Annotated in this window: 17 protein-coding genes; 7 read left to right on the top strand and 10 right to left on the bottom strand. The window is 69.6% G+C overall.

All coding sequences use genetic code 11. The annotated features are described in order from the left end of the window. Positions 1-71: 71 nt before the first annotated feature. A complete protein-coding gene (locus AAHG09_RS20980; protein WP_342109436.1) occupies positions 72-2945 on the top strand; it encodes an EAL domain-containing protein in 2874 nt (957 codons plus the stop codon). A gap of 317 nt (positions 2946-3262) precedes the next feature. On the opposite strand, the gene AAHG09_RS20975 is transcribed toward AAHG09_RS20980, so the two are convergent. From AAHG09_RS20975 to AAHG09_RS20945, 7 genes are all read right to left on the bottom strand, one after another. Then, a complete protein-coding gene (locus AAHG09_RS20975; protein ID WP_342109435.1) occupies positions 3263-4645 on the bottom strand; it encodes a class II 3-deoxy-7-phosphoheptulonate synthase in 1383 nt (460 codons plus the stop codon). Positions 4646-4761: 116 nt separating this feature from the next. Then, positions 4762-5079: an RNA polymerase sigma factor region1.1 domain-containing protein gene (locus AAHG09_RS20970; RefSeq protein ID WP_342109434.1), complete on the bottom strand. Its 318-nt coding sequence runs from the start codon at positions 5077-5079 to the stop codon at positions 4762-4764. A 55-nt stretch (positions 5080-5134) separates the two neighbouring features. After that, complete coding sequence (gene gor / locus AAHG09_RS20965) at positions 5135-6517, bottom strand: glutathione-disulfide reductase (protein WP_342109433.1); 1383 nt, start codon at positions 6515-6517, stop codon at positions 5135-5137. After that, entirely contained in the window at positions 6514-7683 is a 1170-nt protein-coding gene (locus tag AAHG09_RS20960) for an O-antigen ligase family protein (RefSeq protein ID WP_342109530.1), read from the bottom strand. Before AAHG09_RS20960 ends, gor begins: the two co-directional genes overlap by 4 nt. Positions 7684-8052: 369 nt before the next feature. Then, a complete protein-coding gene (locus AAHG09_RS20955) occupies positions 8053-8622 on the bottom strand; it encodes a DUF2059 domain-containing protein (protein ID WP_342109432.1) in 570 nt (189 codons plus the stop codon). 43 nt (positions 8623-8665) lie between these two features. Beyond that, positions 8666-9379, bottom strand: coding sequence for a ribose-5-phosphate isomerase RpiA (rpiA, locus tag AAHG09_RS20950; RefSeq protein WP_342109431.1), 714 nt, complete (start codon positions 9377-9379; stop codon positions 8666-8668). A 130-nt stretch (positions 9380-9509) separates the two neighbouring features. Beyond that, entirely contained in the window at positions 9510-9974 is a 465-nt protein-coding gene (locus tag AAHG09_RS20945; RefSeq protein ID WP_342109430.1) for a hypothetical protein, read from the bottom strand. Positions 9975-10148: 174 nt separating this feature from the next. Here AAHG09_RS20945 and gph point away from each other — a divergent pair, with 174 nt between their 5' ends. Continuing rightward, positions 10149-10847: a phosphoglycolate phosphatase gene (gene gph, locus AAHG09_RS20940; protein ID WP_342109429.1), complete on the top strand. Its 699-nt coding sequence runs from the start codon at positions 10149-10151 to the stop codon at positions 10845-10847. A gap of 4 nt (positions 10848-10851) precedes the next feature. Here gph and AAHG09_RS20935 read toward each other — a convergent pair whose 3' ends face one another. Then, positions 10852-12006: an aminotransferase class I/II-fold pyridoxal phosphate-dependent enzyme gene (locus AAHG09_RS20935; protein WP_342109428.1), complete on the bottom strand. Its 1155-nt coding sequence runs from the start codon at positions 12004-12006 to the stop codon at positions 10852-10854. Positions 12007-12216: 210 nt separating this feature from the next. Between AAHG09_RS20935 and AAHG09_RS20930 the strand changes: the two genes are divergently transcribed. The 4 genes from AAHG09_RS20930 (at position 12217) to aat (ending at position 15814) form a co-directional block, all read left to right on the top strand. Continuing rightward, complete coding sequence (locus AAHG09_RS20930) at positions 12217-13002, top strand: DsbA family protein (protein WP_342109427.1); 786 nt, start codon at positions 12217-12219, stop codon at positions 13000-13002. Between the two features lie 148 nt (positions 13003-13150). Continuing rightward, positions 13151-13621: an acetyl-CoA carboxylase biotin carboxyl carrier protein gene (gene accB / locus AAHG09_RS20925; protein WP_342109426.1), complete on the top strand. Its 471-nt coding sequence runs from the start codon at positions 13151-13153 to the stop codon at positions 13619-13621. A gap of 86 nt (positions 13622-13707) precedes the next feature. Beyond that, positions 13708-15060 (top strand): acetyl-CoA carboxylase biotin carboxylase subunit, encoded by a 1353-nt coding sequence (gene accC, locus AAHG09_RS20920; protein WP_342109425.1) that lies wholly within the window; start codon positions 13708-13710, stop codon positions 15058-15060. A 70-nt stretch (positions 15061-15130) separates the two neighbouring features. After that, positions 15131-15814, top strand: a complete 684-nt coding sequence (gene aat, locus AAHG09_RS20915; protein ID WP_342109424.1) for a leucyl/phenylalanyl-tRNA--protein transferase — start codon at positions 15131-15133, stop codon at positions 15812-15814. Positions 15815-15821: 7 nt separating this feature from the next. Here the strand turns inward: aat and AAHG09_RS20910 are convergent, their stop codons facing one another. Further along, the gene (locus AAHG09_RS20910) at positions 15822-16481 is read right to left on the bottom strand and encodes a DUF2155 domain-containing protein (protein ID WP_342109423.1); all 660 of its coding nucleotides are present in this window, start codon (positions 16479-16481) and stop codon (positions 15822-15824) included. Positions 16482-16607: 126 nt separating this feature from the next. Further along, complete coding sequence (locus AAHG09_RS20905; RefSeq protein ID WP_342109422.1) at positions 16608-17024, bottom strand: NADH:ubiquinone oxidoreductase subunit NDUFA12; 417 nt, start codon at positions 17022-17024, stop codon at positions 16608-16610. 512 nt (positions 17025-17536) lie between these two features. Between AAHG09_RS20905 and AAHG09_RS20900 the strand changes: the two genes are divergently transcribed. Next, complete coding sequence (locus AAHG09_RS20900; protein ID WP_342109421.1) at positions 17537-21268, top strand: vitamin B12-dependent ribonucleotide reductase; 3732 nt, start codon at positions 17537-17539, stop codon at positions 21266-21268. Positions 21269-21741: the final 473 nt, after the last annotated feature.

The following is a 21741-nucleotide window of genomic DNA, read 5'->3' as shown; positions in this document are numbered from 1 at the left end:
TCCACGAGCTAAGCCCCTCTTAACATGTCGCAACTACAGATGGTCGAACCTGTGGCGCGGCGGCCGATGCGATGGAAGACCCCGAGACGGCGACGGTGGAGAGGAGCGCGCGGAAGCCGTTGGTTGCGGCGCGCGGCCTCTCGGGCTTCTTCACCACCATTCGCGGCCGGATCTTCGTCGCCTTCCTGAGCATGAGTCTGCTCTCCGGCGCGCTCGGCCTCTACGCGGTGATCGCGATCTCGCATGTCGGCACTCTGGTCAATCGGACCTACGACGAGTCGCTGATGTCCATCAATTACGCCCGGGCGACGGCGGCCGACTTTGCCAAGATGCGCGCGGCCTTCGCCCGCCGGATGCATATCCACAACGGCGCCGAGACGGCCAAGCTGAATGCCGAGATCGAAGACCTGTCGACGACGCTCGCCGAGGATCTGACGATCGCGGTCGAGCGCTCGCAATCCGATCGGGCGGTGCGCACCGCCGGATCGGTCCAGGCGGCCGTCAGTGCCTGGGAGGAGATGCGGCGCACGCTCGATCCCGCCACCGCCCGGCCGGAGCGCTGGGATGCGCTGGATCAGCAGGCCAGCGTGGTCGACAACCAGATCGATCTGCTCGTCAACTACACGGCCGGCGACGGCTTCACGTTCCGGCAGGCGGCGCGGACCCTCGTCGCCCGCGAGATGCACGTGAACGCGATCGCGACGGTGCTGGCGATCGTCGCCTGCGCGCTCGTCGCGTGGCTGCTCAACCGCCGCATCACCGGGCCCCTCGCCGCGGCCTCGGCGGCCGCCGAGCACATCGCCAGCGGCCGACTCGACGACCGGATCCCGGCGGGCGGGCGCGATGAACTCGGCAGCCTGCTTCGCTCCATGGCGGCCATGCGCGACAACATCCAGGCCATGATGGCCCGGGAGGTCAGCCAGCGGCGCCGCGCCGAGGCGCTGGTCACCGACGCGCTCCAGAGCTCGCGCGAGGCCGTCGTCGTGGTCGATGCGGCGGGACGGATCGCGCTGGCCAACGCCCAGGCCCAGCGCTTCTTCAACGGGCTGGGCGAGGCGATCGAGTCCTGCGTCTCCCTGTGGGGGAGCACGGAGGCGACGGAGACCGGTGCCTTCGTCGATTGCTCCCGGGCGCTCGCCCGTGATGGCGATATCCGGTTGGCGGACGGCCGGTGGCTACGGGTGAGCCGCAGCGCCACCCAGCAGGGCGGCTTCATCGCGGTGTGCAGCGACATCAGCCTGCTCAAGGAGCAGGAGGATCGGCTGACCGAGACCAACCTCCGCCTCGACGCGGCCCTCGACAACATGTCCCAGGGTCTGTGCCTCTACGACGCGCAGGACCGCCTGATGGTGGTGAACCGGCGCTACACCGAGATCTACGGTCTGTCTCCCGGCGCGGTGACCCCTGGCATGAGCGCCGTCGAGGTGATGAATGCCAGCCTGATGGCCGGCAACCACCCGGGCTGCGATATCGAGACCCTGCTGCGCGAACAGCGCGAGGCCTTCTACGGCGGCGTCTGGCACACGCATTTCCAGGAGCTGTGCAACGGCCGCATCGTGGCGATCGAGCGGCGCAAGACCGCCGACGGCGGCTTCGTCGCCACCTACGAGGACGTCACGGAGCGGCGGCAGGCCGAGGCGCGCATCGCCTTCCTGGCGCATCACGACATGCTCACCGGGCTGCCGAACCGCATCGCCCTCGGCCAGCAGATCGAGATGGCGATGGCGCAGGCGGGCCGCGATTACGGTTTCGCGGTCTTCGCCATCGATCTCGATGATTTCCGTCCGGTGAACGAGACCCTGGGCCACGGGGTCGGCGACGAGCTGCTCGCCGCCGTGGCCAACCGGCTGACCGCCTGCGTGCGCGAGATCGATTGCGTCGCCCGGCTCGGCGCCGACGAGTTCATCGTGATCCAGCGTGGGATCGATCGGCCGGAGGACGCCGCTGTCCTGGCGCGGCGGATCATCGAAGTGGTGGGTGCGCCCTACAGCCTCAGCAGCCACGAGATCAGCGTCGGTCTGACCATCGGCATCACCCTCGCGCCGAGCGACGGGACGAGCTGCGAGAAGCTCCTGAAGAACGCCGAGGTCGCCCTCGACCGCGGCAAGTCCGAGGCGCGGGGCTCGTTCCGGTTCTTCGAGCCCGAGATGGATGCCCGCCTGCAGGCCCGACGGATCCTGGAGCGGGACCTCCGTGAGGCGCTCGCCCGGGAATCGTTCGAGGTCTATTACCAGCCGATCTACAGTCTCGACGCCGACCGGATCTGCGGCTTCGAGGCCCTGCTGCGCTGGAATCACCCGGTGCGCGGCTTCATCTCCCCGGCCGAGTTCATCCCGATCGCCGAGGAGCTGGGCCTGATCGTGCCGCTCGGCGAATGGGTCCTGCGCCGCGCCTGCGAGGAGGCCGCCCGCTGGCCGGATGGCCTCAAAGTCGCCGTCAATGTCTCGGCCGTCCAGTTCACCTCGGCGAGCCTGATCAACGTGGTGCGGGAGGCGCTGCGCCGGACCGGCCTGCCCGGCCGGCGCCTGGAGCTCGAGATCACCGAGTCGGTGCTGGTGGCCAATCCCGGGGCCACCACCGCGATCCTGCACAGCCTGAAGGCGCTGGGCGTCCGGGTCGCGATGGACGATTTCGGAACCGGCTACTCGTCGCTCAGCTACCTCCGCAGCTTCCCGTTCGACAAGATCAAGATCGACCAGTCCTTCGTGCGCGACCTGTGCATCAAGAACGGCACCGACTTCATCGTGCGCGCGGTGATCGGCCTCGGCGCCAGCCTCGGCATGACCACAACGGCGGAAGGCGTCGAAACCGAGGCGCAGCTCGCCCAGCTCCGGGCCGAAGGCTGTGACGAGGTGCAGGGCTACCTGTTCAGCCGCCCCGTGCCCGTCTCGGATGTCGCCGCGGTGATCAACCGCTGGAACGGAGCCAGCCGGGCGATCGCGTGAGCGGCACTGCCACACGCATTCTCCGCCCGCAAACAGGCCTGAAGATCTCTACTCGTTACGCTGCGCCGGCGAGCGCGGCAGTCAACCCCTCGCCCCCTTTGCGGGGGGGTCTCCGGCGACCCTGTTGTCGCTGGAGCGAGGCGGCAGCCGAAGGTCAGGGGGCGAATTTGAACGAGTCACTTCCGGAATCGCCCCCTCACCGTCGCTCAGGCTTCGCCTCCGCTCCCCTCACGGACGACGCGGTCCGTGCGGGCCTCACCTCTGACGGGCAAAGTTTCTAGCGCACAGGGAGAGGGAGTGGCCCTGCGCCCCCTGCCCTACTCCGCCGCGTCGAGGCGCGGGCGCTCCACGTGGCTGCGCTCGGCCTTCACCAGCTCGGCCGTGCGGAACGCCACCTCCAGCGCCTGCTCCGCGTTGAGGCGCGGGTCGCAGTAGGTGTGGTAGCGGTCCTGCAGGTCGTCGGCCGTGAGCGCGCGGGCGCCGCCCGTGCACTCGGTCACGTCCTTGCCGGTCATCTCCAGGTGGATGCCGCCCGCGATGGTGCCCTCGGCCCGGTGGACGCCGAAGAAGCCCTCGATCTCCTGCATCACCCGCTCGAACGGTCGCGTCTTGTAGCGGCCGGCCGGGATCGTGTTGCCGTGCATCGGATCGCAGATCCACACGACCTTCCGCCCTTCCCGCTCGACCGCGCGGATCAGCGCCGGCAGATGGTCGCCCACCTTGTCGGCGCCGAACCGGCAGATCAGGCTCAAGCGGCCCGGCTCGTTCTCCGGATTGAGCAGGTCGATCAGCCGGATCAGCCCTTCAGCCTTCATGGACGGGCCGCACTTGAGGCCGATCGGATTCTTGATGCCGCGGGCGTATTCCACGTGCGCATGGTCCGGCTGGCGGGTGCGGTCGCCGATCCACAGCATGTGGCCGGAGGTCGCGTACCAGTCGCCCGTGGTCGAGTCGACGCGGGTCAGCGCCTCCTCGTAGCCGAGCAGCAGGGCCTCGTGGCTGGTGTAGAAGTCGGTGGTCCGCACCTCCGGATGGGTCTCCGGGTTGATGCCGATCGCCCGCATGAAGTCGAGCGCGTCGGTCATCCGGCCCGCCACGTCCTGGTAGCGCGAGGATTGCGGCGAATCCTTCACGAAGCCCAGCATCCAGCGATGCGCGTTCTCGAGGTTCGCGTAACCGCCGGTCGCGAAGGCGCGCAGCAGATTCAGCGTCGCGGCCGATTGCCGGTAGGCTTCGAGCTGACGGCGCGGATCCGGCACCCGCGACTCCTCCGAGAAGCCGATGCCGTTGATGATGTCGCCGCGGTAGCTCGGCAGGCTCACGCCCTCCAGCGTCTCGGTCGGCGAGGAGCGGGGCTTGGCGAACTGCCCGGCGATGCGACCGACCTTCACCACGGGCGAACCGCCCGCGAAGGTCAGCACCATCGCCATCTGCAGGAACACCCGGAAGAAATCGCGGATGTTGTCGGCGGAGTGCTCGTCGAAGCTCTCGGCGCAGTCGCCGCCCTGGAGGAGGAAGGCTTCGCCCGCGGCGACGCGTCCGAGCGCCGCCTTCAGCTTGCGGGCCTCACCGGCAAAAACCAGCGGCGGAAAGCTCGCGATCTGCGACTCGACGGCACCCAGGGCGGTCACGTCCGGATAGGAGGGGACCTGCTCGATCGGCAGATGTCTCCAGCTCTTCGGTGTCCAACGCTCGCCCATGGCCTCTCTCCGCGCACCTCTTCGTGCGACCGCGCATTACGCGCGAAGCGCGGCTTATAGAGAGGTTCCCGCGCGGTTGCGAGTGCCGGATTGTGAGGGGCAGGCGCGCCCGTCGCTCAGGCCTCGCCGTCCTCGACCTCGATCCCGTGCTCGGCCAGGATCCAGAAGATCGCCTCCAGATCCTCCGCCGAGACGTCCCGGGGCGGCAAGGCCTCTTCGAGGTCGTCGTAGGTCAAGCAGCGGCGGCGCTGTGTCTCAGCCTTGGCGAGCAGCTGGTCGATGGCCCGGCGGATGTCGGGCGGCAGCGCATCGTGGCTCGGCGGACGGTGGAAGACCGGGCGGAGCGCGTCCGCCAAAAGGCCGTCGATGATGGCCTGCCGCCGCGCATGCGCGTCGTCGCCCCCTCGTCCGTTGCCTGCGCCCTGCTTGCCCATGCCCCTGATATGGCTCGGTCGGGCTTGGCGTCGAGGTCTGGAGCCTGCGGCGTCCTTATCCGACGCCGACCGGATGCTTCGTCACCTCCGGGACCCGCATGGTCACGAGTTCCTCGGCGGCCGTCGGATGGACCGCGATGGTCCGGTCGAAATCGGCCTTGGTGGCGCCCATGGTCACGGCGATGCCCACCGCCTGGATGACCTCGCCGGCATCGTGGCCGAAGATGTGGACGCCCACCACCCGGTCGGTGGCGCACGCGACGATCACCTTCATCAGGATCCGCTCGTCCCGCCCGGAGAGCGTCGCCTTCATCGGGCGGAAGCGCGCCTTGTAGACGTCGATCTTGCCGCAGACCTCCCGGGCGGCCGCTTCGCTGTGGCCGACGACCCCGATCTCCGGGGTCGAGAACACGGCCGTCGGGATCAGGTGGTGATCGACGCAGGCCGGCTTGCCGCCATAGACCGTGTCGGCGAAGGCATGGCCCTCGCGGATCGCCACGGGGGTCAGGTTCGCGCGGTTGGTCACGTCGCCCACCGCGTAGATCGACGGCACCTTGGTCTGCGAATAGGCGTCCACCGGGATCGCCCCGGCGGCGTCGCATTCGATGCCGACCCGGTCGAGGCCGAGACCCACCACGTTGGGCCGCCGGCCCGTGGCGACGAGCACCTGATCGACGCGGATCTCGCTGCCGTCATCGAGGCGGGCGCAGAGGGCGCCGTCCCGTCGCTCGATGCCCGTCAGGGTGCGGCCGAGCCGCAGGTCCATCCGGTGGGCATAGGCCTCCGCGAGGGCGTCGCGCACCTCGTCGTCGAAGCCGCGCAGCAGCTTGTCACCCCGGTGCAGCAGGGTCGTGGCGCTGCCGAGCGCCGCGAACACGCCGGCGAACTCCACCGCGATGTAGCCGCCGCCGATGACCAGGATCCGTTCGGGCAGGTTCTCCAGCTCGAACACCTCGTTCGAGGTGATCGCGAGTTCGATGCCGGGCACCGCCGGCTCCTTCACCGGATGCGCGCCGACCGCCACGAGAATGCGCTCCGCCCGGACGGTCCGGCCGGACTTGAGCAGGCGCACCGTGTGCGGACCCTCGATCACCGCCCGCTCGGGGACGATCTCGACCCCGGCCCGAATCAGGTTGGCGTCGTAGATGCCTTCAAGCCGGGTCACCTCGGCGTCGCGGCGCTGCTTGAGCTTCGCCCAATCGAAGCGCGGCTTCTCCACCGTCCAGCCGAAGCCGGCAGCGTCCTCGAACTCGTCGGCGAAGCGGCCCGCATAGACCATCAGCTTCTTCGGGACGCAGCCGCGAATCACGCAGGTGCCGCCGACCCGGTATTCCTCGGCCAGCATCACTTTGGCGCCGTAGCCCGCCGCGATTCGCGCCGCGCGCACGCCCCCCGAACCGCCGCCGATGACGAAGAGGTCGACGTCGAAATCGCTCATGCGGGATCGTCCATCCGGGAGGTCGTCTCGGCGCGCGGCCGGGATGCCTCGCGCAACCACGAGATGGCAGCGCCGAGGCCCGCCGTCCACCACGCCGCCCAGCCGTTATGCTCCACGAAGGCGATCGCCGTCGCGCAGGCGACGAGGCCGAGCGCGGTCGCGCGGTCCGGCTGGTCCAGCCGGGCGATGCGGGCGAGCATCAGCATCAGGGTCAGCGCCGCGAGGACCGCACCGGGCAGGCCCAGCTCGGCCCAGACCTGAAGGAAGCTGTTGTGCGGGTGCCCGACGCCGAGGAGCACCCGCATCTCGTCAGGCAGCGCCTGCGCGACGGGCGTCTCGGAAAAGCGCGCGCTGGTGCCGAAGCCGGCGCCGCGCCAGGGATCGGCCGCCACGGCCGCCCCGAAGCTGCGCGCGATGGCGACCCGTGCCCGGGAGGAGGATTGCACGAGGCGCTCATGGGCCGCCTCCGGCATGGTCCGGGCGAGAAGATCGCCCTCGACCGGGGCCAGCGCCACCGCGAGGCCGAGGCCGAGGCCGGCGAGGCCGATGCCGGCGCGTCGGGGCAGCAGGCGGCCGGCTGCGAACATCGCCGCACCGGCGAGCAGGCCCAGTTGCGCGGCGCCGCTGATGGAGCGCAGGACACCGAGCGCCGCGAACACCAGCGCCCCTGCCGCCAAGCCGCGGTCGCGCTGCCGCCAGAGGACCAGCGCGACCGGGCCGGCCACGAGATCGAGGGTCAGCACCGGCCGGTTGTGCACGAAGGCTGCGGCCCGATGCCCCAAGGCCCGCTCCAAAACGAGATCGAGGGCGAGATCCACGGCGATCAGCAGGCCGGCGGCCGCGATCGCGACCGCCCCGAGGCGCGGTGCGAAAGCCGGGATCCGGCCGGGTGCGAGGCACGCCAGCATGTACGCGGCCACGAGTGTCGGCAGGAACTCGCCCCCCACCCGGAGGGACGCGGCCGGGAACGGGCTCCAGGCCAGCGAGAGGAGGCTCCAGGCCAGGAAGGCGAGCGCCGCCCACGCGAGCGGCCTCGTCAACGGTGCAAGGAGCCTCTGGGCCGTACCGGCCCGGTCCTCGACCGTGCGCCCCGCCAGAAAGGCCAGCGCCGCCAGCCCGATGACGAGCGGGCTCGAGCGGTTGGCCAGCACCATCGCCAGCGGCATGACGGCGAGGCAGACCCCACCGGCCGCATAGAGACGGCCGGCGGCCGCCGCGGAGGGGATCACGGTTGCTTTCACGGCTGGCCTTTCACGGCGTGAGCCCGAGCGCCGCGCGGGATCGTAGCCTGCGGTCAGCAAACGCGCGCCCTTGCCCCGGACCGGCGCAGCGAAGCGGAAGCTGATTCGGGATCCAGCACGAGAAGCGCCGCGTCAGCGGCATAGGGTGATCCAAATCGACGCTACGCAAAATTCTGTGCTGGATCCCGGGTCGCATTCCGCTCGCGCTCCGCGCGCCCGGGACAGGGGCGATGCCCAACAGGTCCGCGGCGATGGTTTCGAAGCCGCGGCCGACGCCTGGATGGGGCGGGGCCCTCACTGCATCTGGTGCCCGCGCTTGCCCATCTCGGCGCGGACGCGGACCATGACGTATTCCGACACGTCCTGGGTCCAGTCCTGCATCTCCTGCACCATCTCGTCGAGGAGCTGCGGCTGGGCCTCGACGTAATGCTTGCCGGCGGGCGAGCGGAAGAAGGTGGCGATCTCCTGCAGCTCGGTCTCCGAGAACTTCGACGCGTAGGTGCGCGCCGCGATGTCGATCATGCGCTGCTTCTGCAGCTCCATCTCGGGCTGCAGCGACGCCAGGACCTCGTCGAGGTCCTTGGCGAGTTCCGGCCGGGTGACGGCCTGCTTGCGGATCTGGTCGGCGAAGGCGGGCAGCACCGAATCGAACGAGCGTGCGATGCCGGAGGAGAGCATCACCTCCCGGGCCAGCGCGAGGTGGCTCGGCGTGATGGCCGCCGGCGCCGGGGTGTTCGCCGCGGGGGTGCTGGGCTGGGCCGGCGCGGGCTTGGTCGGCGCAGGCTTGTGAGCCTGGGCGAAGGCGGCGGACGGGAGCGTGAGGCCGAGCGCGAGGCCGAGCGTGGCGATGAGGCGTCGGGACATGCGGGATGATCCTGCGAGGAAGGCGTGCGAGGAGATCGGCGGCTCAGGCGAGGCTGCCGAGAACGGTGATGTCGGCCTGCCCGTCCCGCGCGGCTGCCAGAATCGCGGCATCGGCGATGCCGAGGAACAGGCCGTGCTCCACGACCCCCGGCACGGCCCAGAGTGCGGCGCCGAGCGCGTCCGGATCGGGGATCGCGCCGAGATGGGCATCGAGGATGTGGTGGCCGCCATCCGTGACGAGAGGCGATCCGTCGGGCCGCTGGCGCAGCCGGACCGCCCCGGAGCAGCCGGCCTCCGCGACCGCGCGCTCCACCGCCCGGTGGGTCGCGGCGAGGCCGAAGGGATTGACCTCGATCGGCAGCGGGAAGGCACCGAGCCGGTCGACGCGCTTGGCCGCGTCGGCGATCACCACCATGCGGTGGCTCGCGCAGGCGACGATCTTCTCTCGCAGGAGCGCCGCGCCACCGCCCTTGATCAGGCGCAGCTGATCGTCGACCTCGTCGGCACCGTCGATGGTCAGGTCGAGCTCGGGCTGCTCGTCGAGGGTGGCGAGCCGGATGCCGAGGCCCTCGGCCTGGACCCGCGTCGCCTCCGAGGTCGGCACGCCGAGGATGTCGAGGCCGTCGCGGACCCGCTCGCCCAGGAGCGCCACGAAGGCCGCCGCCGTCGAGCCGGTGCCGAGTCCGAGCCGCATGCCGGGCGTCACGAGGTCGAGGGCGCGCGCCGCCGCGGCCCGGCGCAGATCCGGACCGCTCACCGGAACGACGCCCGGACGGCGGGAAGAATCGAGGGGACGCGCATCATGGTGGGCCGGCCTTTCCGCGACGATCGCGCGGCCCCTAGCACGGCATCGGGCGGACCGGAACGCCCGCGCCGACAGGGCCGCGTCACGGACGTCCGCCCTGTGCGGGGGTCGCGCTGGCCCCGGCCCGGCCGGGGGCCGGTCCGGTCAGCGGCGCGTCGGACGATCCGTCGGCGCCGGGCTTGCCCTGCTGGGTGCAGACGACCTGCTCCTTCTTCACCAGCACGAAGCAGATGCTCATCTCGCCGGTCCGGTAATTCACCCGGAAGACGCCGGCCTCGCGGGTATGGCGGCTCGCGACCAGCCCGTATTCCGAGGGTGTTTGGGGGCCGGCGCCCTCCCCGGCTCCGAAGCAGACCGTCTGGCCGATGCCGCCCGCCGATTCCTGCAGGCCGTACTGGCAGGAGGTGACCTCGCCGGTCACCTTGTCGACCCGGTACATGCGGTTCAGGTCGGTCTGCGGCGCGGGCACGAACTCGTAGGAGGTCGCGGCGGCCGGGAGGGCATGGAATGCCGCGCAGGCGGCCAGGAGGGGCAGGGACGGTTTCATCGCGGGTTCCGGGGCGGTGACGCGCTGCCTTTCGCCGGGCTTTCGGGCGAGTCTGGGGCGCGGAGACGGATGGCGGGCCGACTTTGGCGAGGCGCAGGGGCGCAGGGAAGCCGGCTTGCCCACCAAAGCGCCCGCCGTTAGCGAGGCCCGTACCAGTCAGGAGTGCCCCCGAGAATGTCCGCCGCTTCCACGACCCGCCCGCCCATCGCCGTGTTCGATCTCGACGGCACCCTGGCGGAGACCGCGGGGGACCTGATCGGCACGCTCAACGTGCTGATGCGGCGCGAGGGCCTGGCCGAGCTGCCGCTGTCGCAGGCCCGCGGGCTGATCGGCGCGGGCGCCAAGGCGCTGATCCGCCGGGGCTTCGAGGCCGAGGGGCGCACCCTCTCCCCCGAGGATCACGAGCGGCTGTTCGAGGCGTTCATCGCCCATTACGGCGCGCACCTCGCCGATACGTCGCATCTCTTCCCCGGTGTGGTCGAGGCGCTCGACGTGCTGGAGGCCGAGGGGTTCCGCCTCGCGGTCTGCACCAACAAGTACGAGGGGCAGTCGGTCGAGCTTCTGCGGCTCCTCGGGATCGGCGATCGCTTCGCGGCGATCTGCGGCCGCGATACCTTCCCGTGCTTCAAGCCCGATCCGCGCCATCTCACCGGCACAATCGAACGGGCCGGGGGCGATCCGGCCCGCGCCGTGATGGTGGGCGATTCCCGCACCGACATCGACACAGCCAAGGCGGCCGGCATCCCGGTGGTCGCCGTGACCTTCGGCTACACCGACCTGCCGGTGACCGAACTCGGGCCCGATCGGGTGATCGAGCATTTTTCCGAGCTTCCGGCCGCGATCCGCGCGCTCGTGCCGGCGAAGGCCGCCTGAGCCGTCAGGCCAACCAGCTCCGAAGCCGGCTCACGGCTTCGCGGCACTCCGCTTCGGAGCCCGCGAACGAGAACCGGACATGGTGGCTGCCAAGGTCCGGGTCGAAGTCGAGCCCGGGGGTCGCCGCCACATGCGCCTCGTCGAGCATCCGGCGGCAGAATCCCGCGGCGTCGTTGGTGAGATTCGCCACATCCGCATAGAGGTAGAAGGCGCCGTCGGCCGGATGCACGCGCCCCAGGCCCAAGCCGGGCAGCGCGTCGAGCAGGATGGCGCGGTTGCGGGCGTAGCCATCGCGCACCGCGTCGAGTTCCTCCGTCGCGTCGAACGCCGCGAGCGCCCCGATCTGCGACAGGTAGGGCGCCGAAATGTAGAGATTTTGCGCCAGACGCTCGATCGGACGGACCAGAACCTCCGGGACCACCATCCAGCCGACGCGCCAACCGGTCATGCAGTGATATTTCGAGAACGAGTTGATCACTACTGCGTCGGGATCGAAGCTGAGCGCCGTCACGGTCGGCTGGCCGTAGCTGAGGCCGTGATAGATCTCGTCCGAGATCAGCGGGAGGCCGAGGCTGCGCGTGGCGGCGCAGAGGTCCCGCAGGGCCGCCTCGGTGATGACCGTTCCGGAGGGGTTGGCGGGGCTCATCACCAGCGCGCCGGAGACGGGCGCCCGGGCGTGGGTCTCGCGGAGCAGCGCAGCGGTCGGGGCGAAGCGGTCCTCCGCGCGCAGGACCATCGGCGCCGGCACGAGATCGAGGGCCGCCAGGATGTTGCGGTAGGCCGGATAGCCGGGTTGCGGCACGGCGACCCGCGCGCCGGCATCGAACAGGCTCATGAAGGCCAGCACGAAGCCCGCCGAGGACCCGGTGGTGATCACCACCCGCTCCGGCGCGACCGATACGCCGTACCGCTCCGCGTAGTCCCGGGCGATGCGTTCGCGCAGGGCGGGCAGGCCGAGGGCCTCGGTGTAGGGCACGCGCCCGGTGGACAGAGCTGCCTGTGCGGCGGCGATCACCGGCCGCGGCGCCGGCGCCGAGGGCTGTCCGACCTCCATCCGCACCACGTCGGCGCCGGCCCGCGCCTTGGCGGCGGCGGCGGCCATCACGTCCATGGCGAGGAACGGCTGGACGGCGGCGGCGCGGCGGGAAATCGGGGTCATTGGATCCTTCGGAGAGCCGGGCACGGCCGCGCGGCGGCGGCCGTCCGGTCGGGCCCGGAGGTTAGATCGCCCGACGCGAGGCCTCAACCGCGCCGGCCCGGCCCGAATCGCCGCGCGCGCAACCGATTGACCCGGTGCCGCGAAAACGCCAAACCCAGCGCCTACCGCTCGCGCCCAGCGCGGGCCGGCTTGCCCCGCAAGCGAGGATCCATGCCGTTCATCCGCCCCCTGCCCGCGCTGGCCCTGGCGCTCGGCCTCGTCGCCGTCCCGGCGCTCGCGCAGAACGCCGCAGCGCCCGCCGCCTCACCCTTCACGGACGCGCAGCGCGCCGGGATCGAGGCGATCGTCAAGGATTACCTCATCAAGCATCCCGAGGTGCTGCAGGAGGCGCTGGCCGAGGCCGAGAAGCAGCAGGCCGAGACGCAGCGCCTCGCCCAGGCGGCCGCCCTGAAGGAATCCCGTGACGCCCTCATGAACGGCCCGCACGATGTCGTGGCCGGCAATCCCCAGGGCGACGTCACGATGGTCGAGTTCTTCGACTATAATTGCGGCTACTGCCGCAAGGCGCTCGGCGACGTCCAGGCGCTGATCAAGTCCGATCCGAAGCTGCGGGTGGTGATCAAGGACTTCCCGGTGCTGGGCCCGGAGTCGCTGGAAGCCAGCCAGGTCGCGGTCGCGGTGCGCCAGCAGCTCAAGGGCGACAAGCTGTTCGAGTTTCACCAGAAGCTGCTCGAGACCAAGGGCCGGGTGAACGGCGCCCGGGCGATTCAGGTCGCCAAGGACATGGGCGTCGACACCACGAAGCTGCAGAAGGACATGGCCTCCCCCGAGGTGAAGGCCGCGCTCAGCGAGAACCGCGGCCTCGGCGACCGGCTCGGCCTCTCGGGCACGCCGGCCTTCATCATCGGCGACGAGGTGATCCCCGGCGCCGTCGGTGTCGACCCGATGCGCAAGACCATCGCCGACGTGCGCCAGTGCGGCCACGCGTCCTGCTGAGGGAACGGGCTCTCCGGCGATCCGCCGCAAAGGCGGGTGCGGCCTTGTCGCGCCGCACCGCCTTCGTCTAAGAGCCGCCAGCCGCAGGGCCCGGTCCACCGCCGACTCACTGGGACGGACCGACGCGCCGCGATATGAAGTAGGCCGGATGTCAAAGAACGACGCCATCGATCCCGAGCTCGTGCGCGAGCTCGCCAACCTCGTCACCGAGACCGGCCTCTCCGAGATCGAGGTCGAGAAGGGCGATCTGCGCATCCGCGTCGTGCGACGCCTCGAACCCGTGGGCGTCCAAGTGGCGGCCGCCGCGCCGGTCGCCGCCCTGGCCCCGCCACCGGCTCCGTCTGCCCCATCCGCTTTGGCACCGGCTGAGCCGGCCCGGACGCAGGCCGGAACCGTGCCTTCGCCGATGGTCGGCACCGCCTACCTGCGCCCCTCACCCGACGCCAAGGCCTTCGTGGATGTCGGCTCGAAGGTCGCGGTCGGCGACAAGCTCCTGTTGATCGAAGCGATGAAGACCTTCAACGAGATCGTGGCGCCCCGGGCCGGCACGGTAAGCGCGATCTTCGTCGAGGACGGGCAACCGGTCGAGTTCGGCGAGGCTTTGCTCGTTATCAGCTAGAACGCCCTCCACCGGGTCGACGCCGCTTAACCAGAGGATAGAGCCTCCTGCGCGGTCCGGAACCGTCAGGACGCCTAACGGGTCCGATGTTCGACAAGATCCTGATCGCGAACCGCGGCGAGATCGCCCTGCGCATCCTGCGGGCGGCGAAGGAACTCGGGATCGCCACCGTGGCGGTCCATTCGACCGCCGATGCCGACGCCATGCACGTGCGGCTCGCCGACGAGAGCGTCTGCATCGGCCCGCCGGCGGCGCGCGACAGCTACCTCAACATTCCGTCGATCATCGCGGCCTGCGAGATCACCGGGGCGGACGCGGTCCATCCCGGCTACGGATTCCTGTCGGAGAATGCCCGGTTCGCCGACGTGCTGGCCCACCATCAGATCGGCTTCATCGGCCCCAAGGCGCAGCACATCCGCACCATGGGCGACAAGATCGAGGCGAAGCGCACAGCGCTGAAGCTCGGCATCCCCTGCGTGCCGGGTTCCGAAGGCGGGGTCGAGGATATCGACACCGCCAAGCGGGTCGCCGCCGAGATCGGCTACCCGGTGCTGGTGAAGGCTGCGGCGGGCGGCGGCGGGCGCGGCATGAAGGTGGCGCGCACCGAGGCCGACCTGGAGCAGGCGATCGGCATGGCCAAGTCCGAGGCCAAGGCCGCCTTCGGCGACGACGCGGTCTACCTCGAAAAGTATCTGGAGAAGCCCCGGCACATCGAGGTGCAGGTGTTGGGCGACGGGCGCGGCGGCGCCGTGCACCTCGCCGAGCGCGATTGCTCGCTCCAGCGCCGCCACCAGAAGGTCTGGGAGGAAGGCGGCTCGCCGGCGCTCAACGAGTCGATGCGCGCCGAGATCGGCGGCATCTGCGCTAACGCCATGAAGGAACTCGGCTATCTCGGCGCCGGGACCATCGAGTTCCTGTACGAGGACGGTCGATTCTACTTCATCGAGATGAACACCCGGATCCAGGTCGAGCATCCGGTCACCGAGATGATCACCGGCATCGACCTCGTGATCGAGCAGATCCAGGTCGCCTCGGGCGGTCCGCTCTCGGTCAGCCAGTCCGACATCAAGGTCGAGGGCCACGCCATCGAGTGCCGGATCAATGCCGAGCACCCGGAGACCTTCCGCCCCTCCCCCGGCGAGATCACCCACTACCACACGCCGGGCGGCCTCGGGGTGCGCGTCGATTCCGCGGCCTTCCAGGGCTACCGGATTCCGCCGAACTACGACTCGCTGATCGGCAAGCTGATCGTCCACGGCCGGACCCGCAACGAGTGCCTGATGCGCCTGCGCCGGGCGCTCGACGAGTTCGTCATCGACGGCATCGACACCACGTTGCCCCTGTTCCGGACCCTTGTCCGCAATCCGGACGTGCAGAACGGCCTTTACGACATCCACTGGCTGGAGCATTTCCTCGAAGACGGTGGCATGAAGGCCTGAACCCGAGCTGCGGCGACGCCGGCACGCGGCGCCTCTGGTCTTCGCGCCGCCCGCGCGCGACACTCCGGCCATGCACGACAGCCACCGCGTGGACATCACCCCCGAGATCCTGCTGAAGGCCTACGCGGCGGGTATTTTCCCGATGGCCGAGGACGCGCACGACCCGACCCTCTACTGGGTCGAGCCGAAGGCGCGCGGCGTCCTCCCCCTCGACGCGTTCCGCGTGCCCAAGCGCCTCGCCCGGACGGTGCGGGCCGACCAGTTCGCGGTGCGGTGCGATACCAATTTCGACGGCGTGATCGAGGGCTGCGCGGCCCCCCGCCGCGACAGCGAGCGGACCTGGATCAACGGGCGGATCCGCGATCTCTACGGCGCGCTGTTCGACCTCGGCCATGTCCACACGGTCGAGGTCTATGCGGGCGCGGAGGGCCGGCTGGTCGGCGGCCTGTACGGCGTCTCGCTGGGGGCGGCCTTCTTCGGCGAGAGCATGTTCCACGAGGTGCGCGACGCCTCGAAGGTCGCGCTGGTGCATCTGATGGGCCGCCTGCGCGCCGGGCGCTATCGGCTCGCCGACACGCAGTTCGTGACCGACCATCTCGCGCAGTTCGGCGCGGAGGAGCTGCCCCGGCACGTCTACAAGCGCCGCCTCGCCGAAGCGCTCGATCAGGGCGCCGACTGGAATGTCTGGCCGGGCGACGGCTCGATCACGGGTGCGCAGGTGTTGGAGGCGCTCGGCGCCTCCGCCGACGCGTAGAGCCGCTTTAGCGGAACAGCGCGTCGAACAGGTTCTGCGGCTGCTGCGGCGGAGGCGGCGGGGCCGGCGCCGGCCCCTCGTTCGACGGGAAGAATTTTCGCGATGGCTTCTGGCGGGGCTGGACCGGCACGCCGCGCGGCGCCTCCACATCCACCTGACCGGCGGCGTTGATCTGCTGGGCCGTCTTGGTGGAATCCTTGCCGGCCCGCTTGGTCTTCTCGGGCTTGGCCGCCACCGCGGGAACGTCTTCCTGCTCCTTGGCCTCGGCGATCACGTCGGCGCCGCCCTTACAGTCGACCAGCCACACGTCGTAGATCGGGTGCTCGATCGCGTGCAGCCCGGGGCTCGACGCGAACATCCAGCCGGTGAAGATCCGGCGATACTTGTTGTCGAGGGTGACTTCGTCGACCTCAAGGAAGGCCGTGGTCTTGGCGCTCTCGGTCGGCGGGCGCGTGTAGCAGACCCGCGGTGTGAGCTGCAGAGCGCCGAACTGCACCGTCTCGTCCACCGCGACCTCGAACGACACGATCCGGCCGGTGATCTTGTCGAGGCCGGAGAACACCGCGGTCGGGTTCTTGATCTTGTCGGCGGCGGCCGGGCCGGCCCAGAGGGCGAGCGCGAAGCTCGGGGCGAGCGCCAGGCGTGCGAGGGCGGTGATGCGGCTCAAGGCGCAGATCCCTAGGCGAGGGAGGCCGGCCGCGCCGATGGATGCGCGGCGGACATGTCGTTGGCCCGCCATCAACACCGGAACGGTGGCGGCAAAAGGGCGCCTGCGCTGGGGAGAGGCCCGGTCTTACTCGCCCGGCGTCCAGGACACGTAATCGCCCGTCGCCGCCGGCCGCTGGCCCCAGGAGAGCTGCGAACCCTGCGGACGGTAGGCGTTGGCCGTGCCGGTCTGGTTCTCGATATGTGGCTTCTGCCACGCGCGGGGCTGATAGGTCTCCTCGCTCGGGGCGACGTCGACGTTGTGGCACAGCCAGCCGCGCCAGCCGGGGGGCACCTTCGAGGCGTCGGCATAGCCGTTATAGACCACCCAGCGCCGCTCCGAACCGACCGAGCGGTCGATCATCGCCCCCTCGGCTTTATAGTACTTGTTGCCGTATTCGTCCTCGCCGACGAAGATGCCGGTGCGCGCGGTCTGGAGCGCCAGGGAAACGGTCTGCCCGTTCCACCACGTGAAGACGCGCAGCAGAGTGTCCTTCAGCGCCATCGTCGTTCCCAGAATCGAGCCGCGCCGCCCGGGCGCCGTTGGGCGTCCTTATGGTGACCAGGCGCGCGCGAGTCCAGCGGGTGACACGCTGTGTCGCCCGTCGGCAACGCCCGCCGTCCGGTTCGGGACCGTACAACTTGTCGATCCTGACCGGGCCGATCGGGGGCTGTGAATCGAAAATAATCCCGATCCGATTCCCGGAAGCCGGATGGGCACTTATCGGCGGCCGTCGCGATATCCACAGGATTATGCGAGCCGGCACAAGATCTAGCGTGGAACCGAGTCGGCGCACACCACTTGTTGACGTGAGAGCGTAGGCAGCGGTAATCTCTCGGCATCGGTCGCGCTGCGGAGTGGCGCGTTGGGCAGGGGCGGCCGTTCCACGATTTCATCAGCGTATCCGGGGTTCGCTCAACCTATGGGCGTGGCCGGGTGCGCGTCCCACTATCGGGCATAGACCCCGCGTCGCGCGGGGCCGGGGCATACGTGTCCCGTCGGGAGAGGTGTGTTTCATGCGGTTCGAGCGTCGCTACACCACGGCCGGACAATCGCCTTACGCCAGCATCGCGTTCCGCAAGGCGCTGAGCGAGATCCGCAATCCCGACGGCTCCGTGGTCTTCCGCCTCGACGGCATCGACGTGCCGGAGAGCTGGAGCCAGGTGGCGAGTGACGTGCTCGCGCAGAAGTACTTCCGCAAGGCCGGCGTGCCCGCCCGGTTGCGCAAGATCGAGGAGAACGCCGTCCCGTCCTTCCTCTGGCGCTCGGTGCCGGACGAGGCGGCCCTGGCCGAGCTGCCCGAGGACGAGCGCTTCGTCTCCGAGTCCTCCGCCACGCAGGTCTTCGACCGGCTCGCGGGCTGCTGGACCTACTGGGGCTGGAAGGGCGGCTACTTCACGTCGGAGGAGGATGCCTCGGCGTTCCTGGACGAGCTGCGCTTCATGCTGGCCCGCCAGATGGTGGCGCCGAACTCGCCGCAATGGTTCAACACCGGCCTGCACTGGGCCTACGGCATCGATGGCCCGAGCCAGGGCCACTATTACTGCGACCCGCAGACCGGCGAACTGACCAAGTCGGCCTCGGCCTACGAGCACCCGCAGCCGCATGCCTGCTTCATCCAGTCGGTCCAGGACGACCTCGTGAACGAGGGCGGCATCATGGACCTGTGGGTGCGTGAGGCGCGCCTGTTCAAGTACGGTTCGGGCACCGGCTCCAACTTCTCGATGCTGCGCGGCGAGAACGAGCGGCTCGGCGGCGGCGGCAAGTCATCGGGCCTGATGAGCTTCCTCAAGATCGGCGACCGGGCGGCCGGCGCGATCAAGTCGGGCGGCACCACGCGCCGCGCCGCCAAGATGGTGATCGTCGATATTGACCACCCGGACATCGAATCCTTCATCGATTGGAAGGTGAAGGAGGAGCAGAAGGTCGCCGCCCTGGTGACCGGCTCAAAGGTGGTCTCCAAGCACCTGACGCTGGTGATGAAGGCCTGCACCCAGTGCGAGGCCGAGGGGGATGCCTGCTTCGATCCGGAGCGCAACCCCGCCCTCAAGCGCGAGATCAAGGCCGCCCGCCGGGCCTCGGTGCCGGATGCCTACATCAAGCGCGTCGTGCAGTTCGCCCGGCAGGGCTTCACCAAGATCGACTTCCCCGTCTACGACACCGACTGGGATTCGGAGGCCTACCTCACGGTCGCCGGCCAGAACTCCAACAATTCGGTCTCGCTGACCGACGACTTCCTGCGCGCCGTCGAGGCGGATGCTGATTGGAGGCTCCAGGCCCGCACGACCGGCAAGGTCACCAAGACCCTGAAGGCCCGCGACCTGTGGGAGCGGATCGGCGAGGCGGCTTGGGCCTCGGCGGATCCGGGCCTGCACTTCAACACCACGATGAACGACTGGCACACCTGCCCGGCGGGCGGGCGGATCCGGGCCTCGAACCCGTGCTCCGAGTACATGTTCCTCGACGACACCGCCTGCAACCTCGCCTCGGCGAACCTGCTGACGATGTACGATCGCGAGACCAAGCGCTTCGATGTTGCGGCCTTCGAGCACCTCAACCGCCTCTGGACGGTGGTGCTCGAGATCTCGGTGATGATGGCGCAGTTCCCGTCGAAGGAGATCGCGGAGCTGTCCTACCGGTACCGGACGCTCGGCCTCGGCTACGCCAATATCGGCGGCCTGCTGATGACCATGGGCCTGCCCTACGATTCCGACGCGGGCCGGGCTCTGGCCGGCGCGCTCACCGCGATCATGACCGGCGTGGCCTACGCCACCTCGGCCGAGATGGCCGCGGAGCTCGGCACCTTCCCGGGCTACGACGAGAATGCCGACGCGATGCTGCGGGTCATCCGCAACCACCGTCGGGCCGCCCACGGCGAGGCCGAGGGCTACGAGTTCCTGAACGTCGCGCCGGTCGCCCTCGACCACGCCAACATTCCGCAGGCGGACCTGGGCGACCATGCCCGTGCCGCCTGGGACCGGGCCCTGAAGCTCGGCGAGGAGCACGGCTACCGCAACGCCCAGGCCACCGTGATCGCGCCGACCGGCACGATCGGCCTCGTGATGGATTGCGACACCACCGGCATCGAGCCCGACTTCGCCCTGGTGAAGTTCAAGAAGCTCGCAGGCGGCGGCTACTTCAAGATCATCAACCAGGCCGCCCCGGACGCCCTCCGAGCGCTCGGCTACCGCGAATCCGAGATCGCCGAGATCGAGGCCTACGCGGTCGGCCACGGCTCGATGGGTCAGGCGCCGGGCATCAACCCGACGACGCTCCGTGCCAAGGGGTTCTCGGACGACAAGATCGCCGCGGTGGAGAAGGGCCTCCGTTCAGCCTTCGACATCAAGTTCGTGTTCAACCGCTGGACGCTGGGTGACGACTTCCTCACCCAGACCCTGAAGGTCCCCGCGGAGAAGCTGTCGGACCCGACCTTCGAGCTGCTGCCCTTCCTGGGCTTCTCCAAGAAGGAGATCGAGGCCGCCAACACCCATATCTGCGGGGCGATGACGCTGGAGGGCGCGCCCTTCCTCAAGACCGAGCACTACCCGGTGTTCGACTGCGCCAACCCCTGCGGCCGGATCGGCAAGCGCTACCTCTCGGTCGAGAGCCACATCCGCATGATGGCGGCGGCGCAGCCCTTCATCTCGGGGGCGATCTCCAAGACCATCAACATGCCGAACGACGCCACGGTCGAGGATTGCAAGGCGGCCTATCTGCTGTCCTGGCGCCTCGCCCTCAAGGCGAACGCCCTCTACCGCGACGGGTCGAAGCTGTCGCAGCCGCTCAACTCGGCTCTCATCTCGGATGACGAGGACGAGGCCGACGAGGGGATCGAGGCCCTGATCCAGGCTCCGGCCGCCGCCAAGGCCGCCGCCGTCGCGGAGAAGATCGTCGAGCGGGTGATCGAGCGCGTCGAGCGGATCCGCTCCCGCGAGAAGCTGCCGACCCGCCGGAAGGGTTACACCCAGAAGGCGGTGGTGGGCGGCCACAAGGTCTACCTGCGCACCGGCGAGTACGACGACGGACGCCTCGGCGAGATCTTCATCGACATGCACAAGGAGGGCGCGACCTTCCGGAGCCTGATGAACAACTTCGCCATCGCGATCTCCCTCGGACTCCAGTACGGCGTGCCGCTGGAGGAGTACGTGGAGGCCTTCACCTTCACGCGGTTCGAGCCGGCGGGCTTCGTCCAGGGCAATGACGCGATCAAGAACGCGACCTCGCTCCTCGACTATGTGTTCCGCGAGCTGGCGGTCTCGTATCTCGGCCGCGCCGACCTCGCCCATGTCAGCCCCGCCGAGATCGGCGGCACGGTGATCGGCGGCGGCGAGAGCGGCGACACGACCCGCGAGGGTCCCAAGCCGGCGCCGGCTTCCTCGGTGGTCTCCCGCGGCCTGCTGCGCGGTTCGGCCGACCGGCTCACCCTGATCCAGGGCGGCCCGGCCGGTGGGACGGTCGGCGTCGGCGCGGCGAGCGCCGGACAGACCGCGCCGGCCGGCGGCACGGTCCACGCGATCCGCGGCAGCACGGCGCTGAAGACCGAGCCGGCGGCGGCCGGTCAGGCCGAGACGATCGCCGACACCCTCCCCTTTGCCAAGGCGGAGCGGAGCGTCGCCGACCGGCGCGCCGAGGCGAAGATGAAGGGCTATGTCGGCGAGGCCTGCCCGGAATGCGCGAACTTCACGCTTGTCCGGAACGGCACCTGCCTGAAGTGCGACACCTGCGGCGGCACCACCGGCTGCTCGTAGTCTCCGCGCCCTTGCACTGATGTAGCGAACAGGTGAGTTTGGTTGTGCGAAGGGGATGTTTGGTAGCACGCCATAGGGATGTTTGGTTGCGGCCCCTTTCGGGGCCGCCGACTAAGAGGGATTACCTGCGGCCGTTAACGCGGTTGCTGGTGTGCGTTGGGGATCTGTTCGGACACGGCGACGGCCCTCTGAACTGTGGGCCGCCTTTAAGTTCGGTGTTTTTCGCCGGTTTTGGAGTTCCTAGAGCACCAAAAGTTTGCCTGAGGCGGCGCGCTCTGGGCTAGTCCGAAATGGCCTCTGCTCAAAATGCAAGAGCTGCGGGAGCACAAGACCGAGCCTTAAAATTCAATGGCTCCTGTTGTGTGTAGCGTGAGGCGCAAGATGATCACTTTTGCTTCTCAAAGGCCCGCCGCCGAAAGGCATAACTTGCCAAATTAGCTCGGCCGTCAGCTAGCTCGCTGCGGCTACAGGGC

Source organism: Methylobacterium guangdongense (assembly GCF_038442355.1).
GTDB lineage: Bacteria > Pseudomonadota > Alphaproteobacteria > Rhizobiales > Beijerinckiaceae > Methylobacterium > Methylobacterium guangdongense.
Note: the sequence above shows the minus strand (reverse complement) of the source record. Positions and strands in the feature narration are given on the sequence as shown.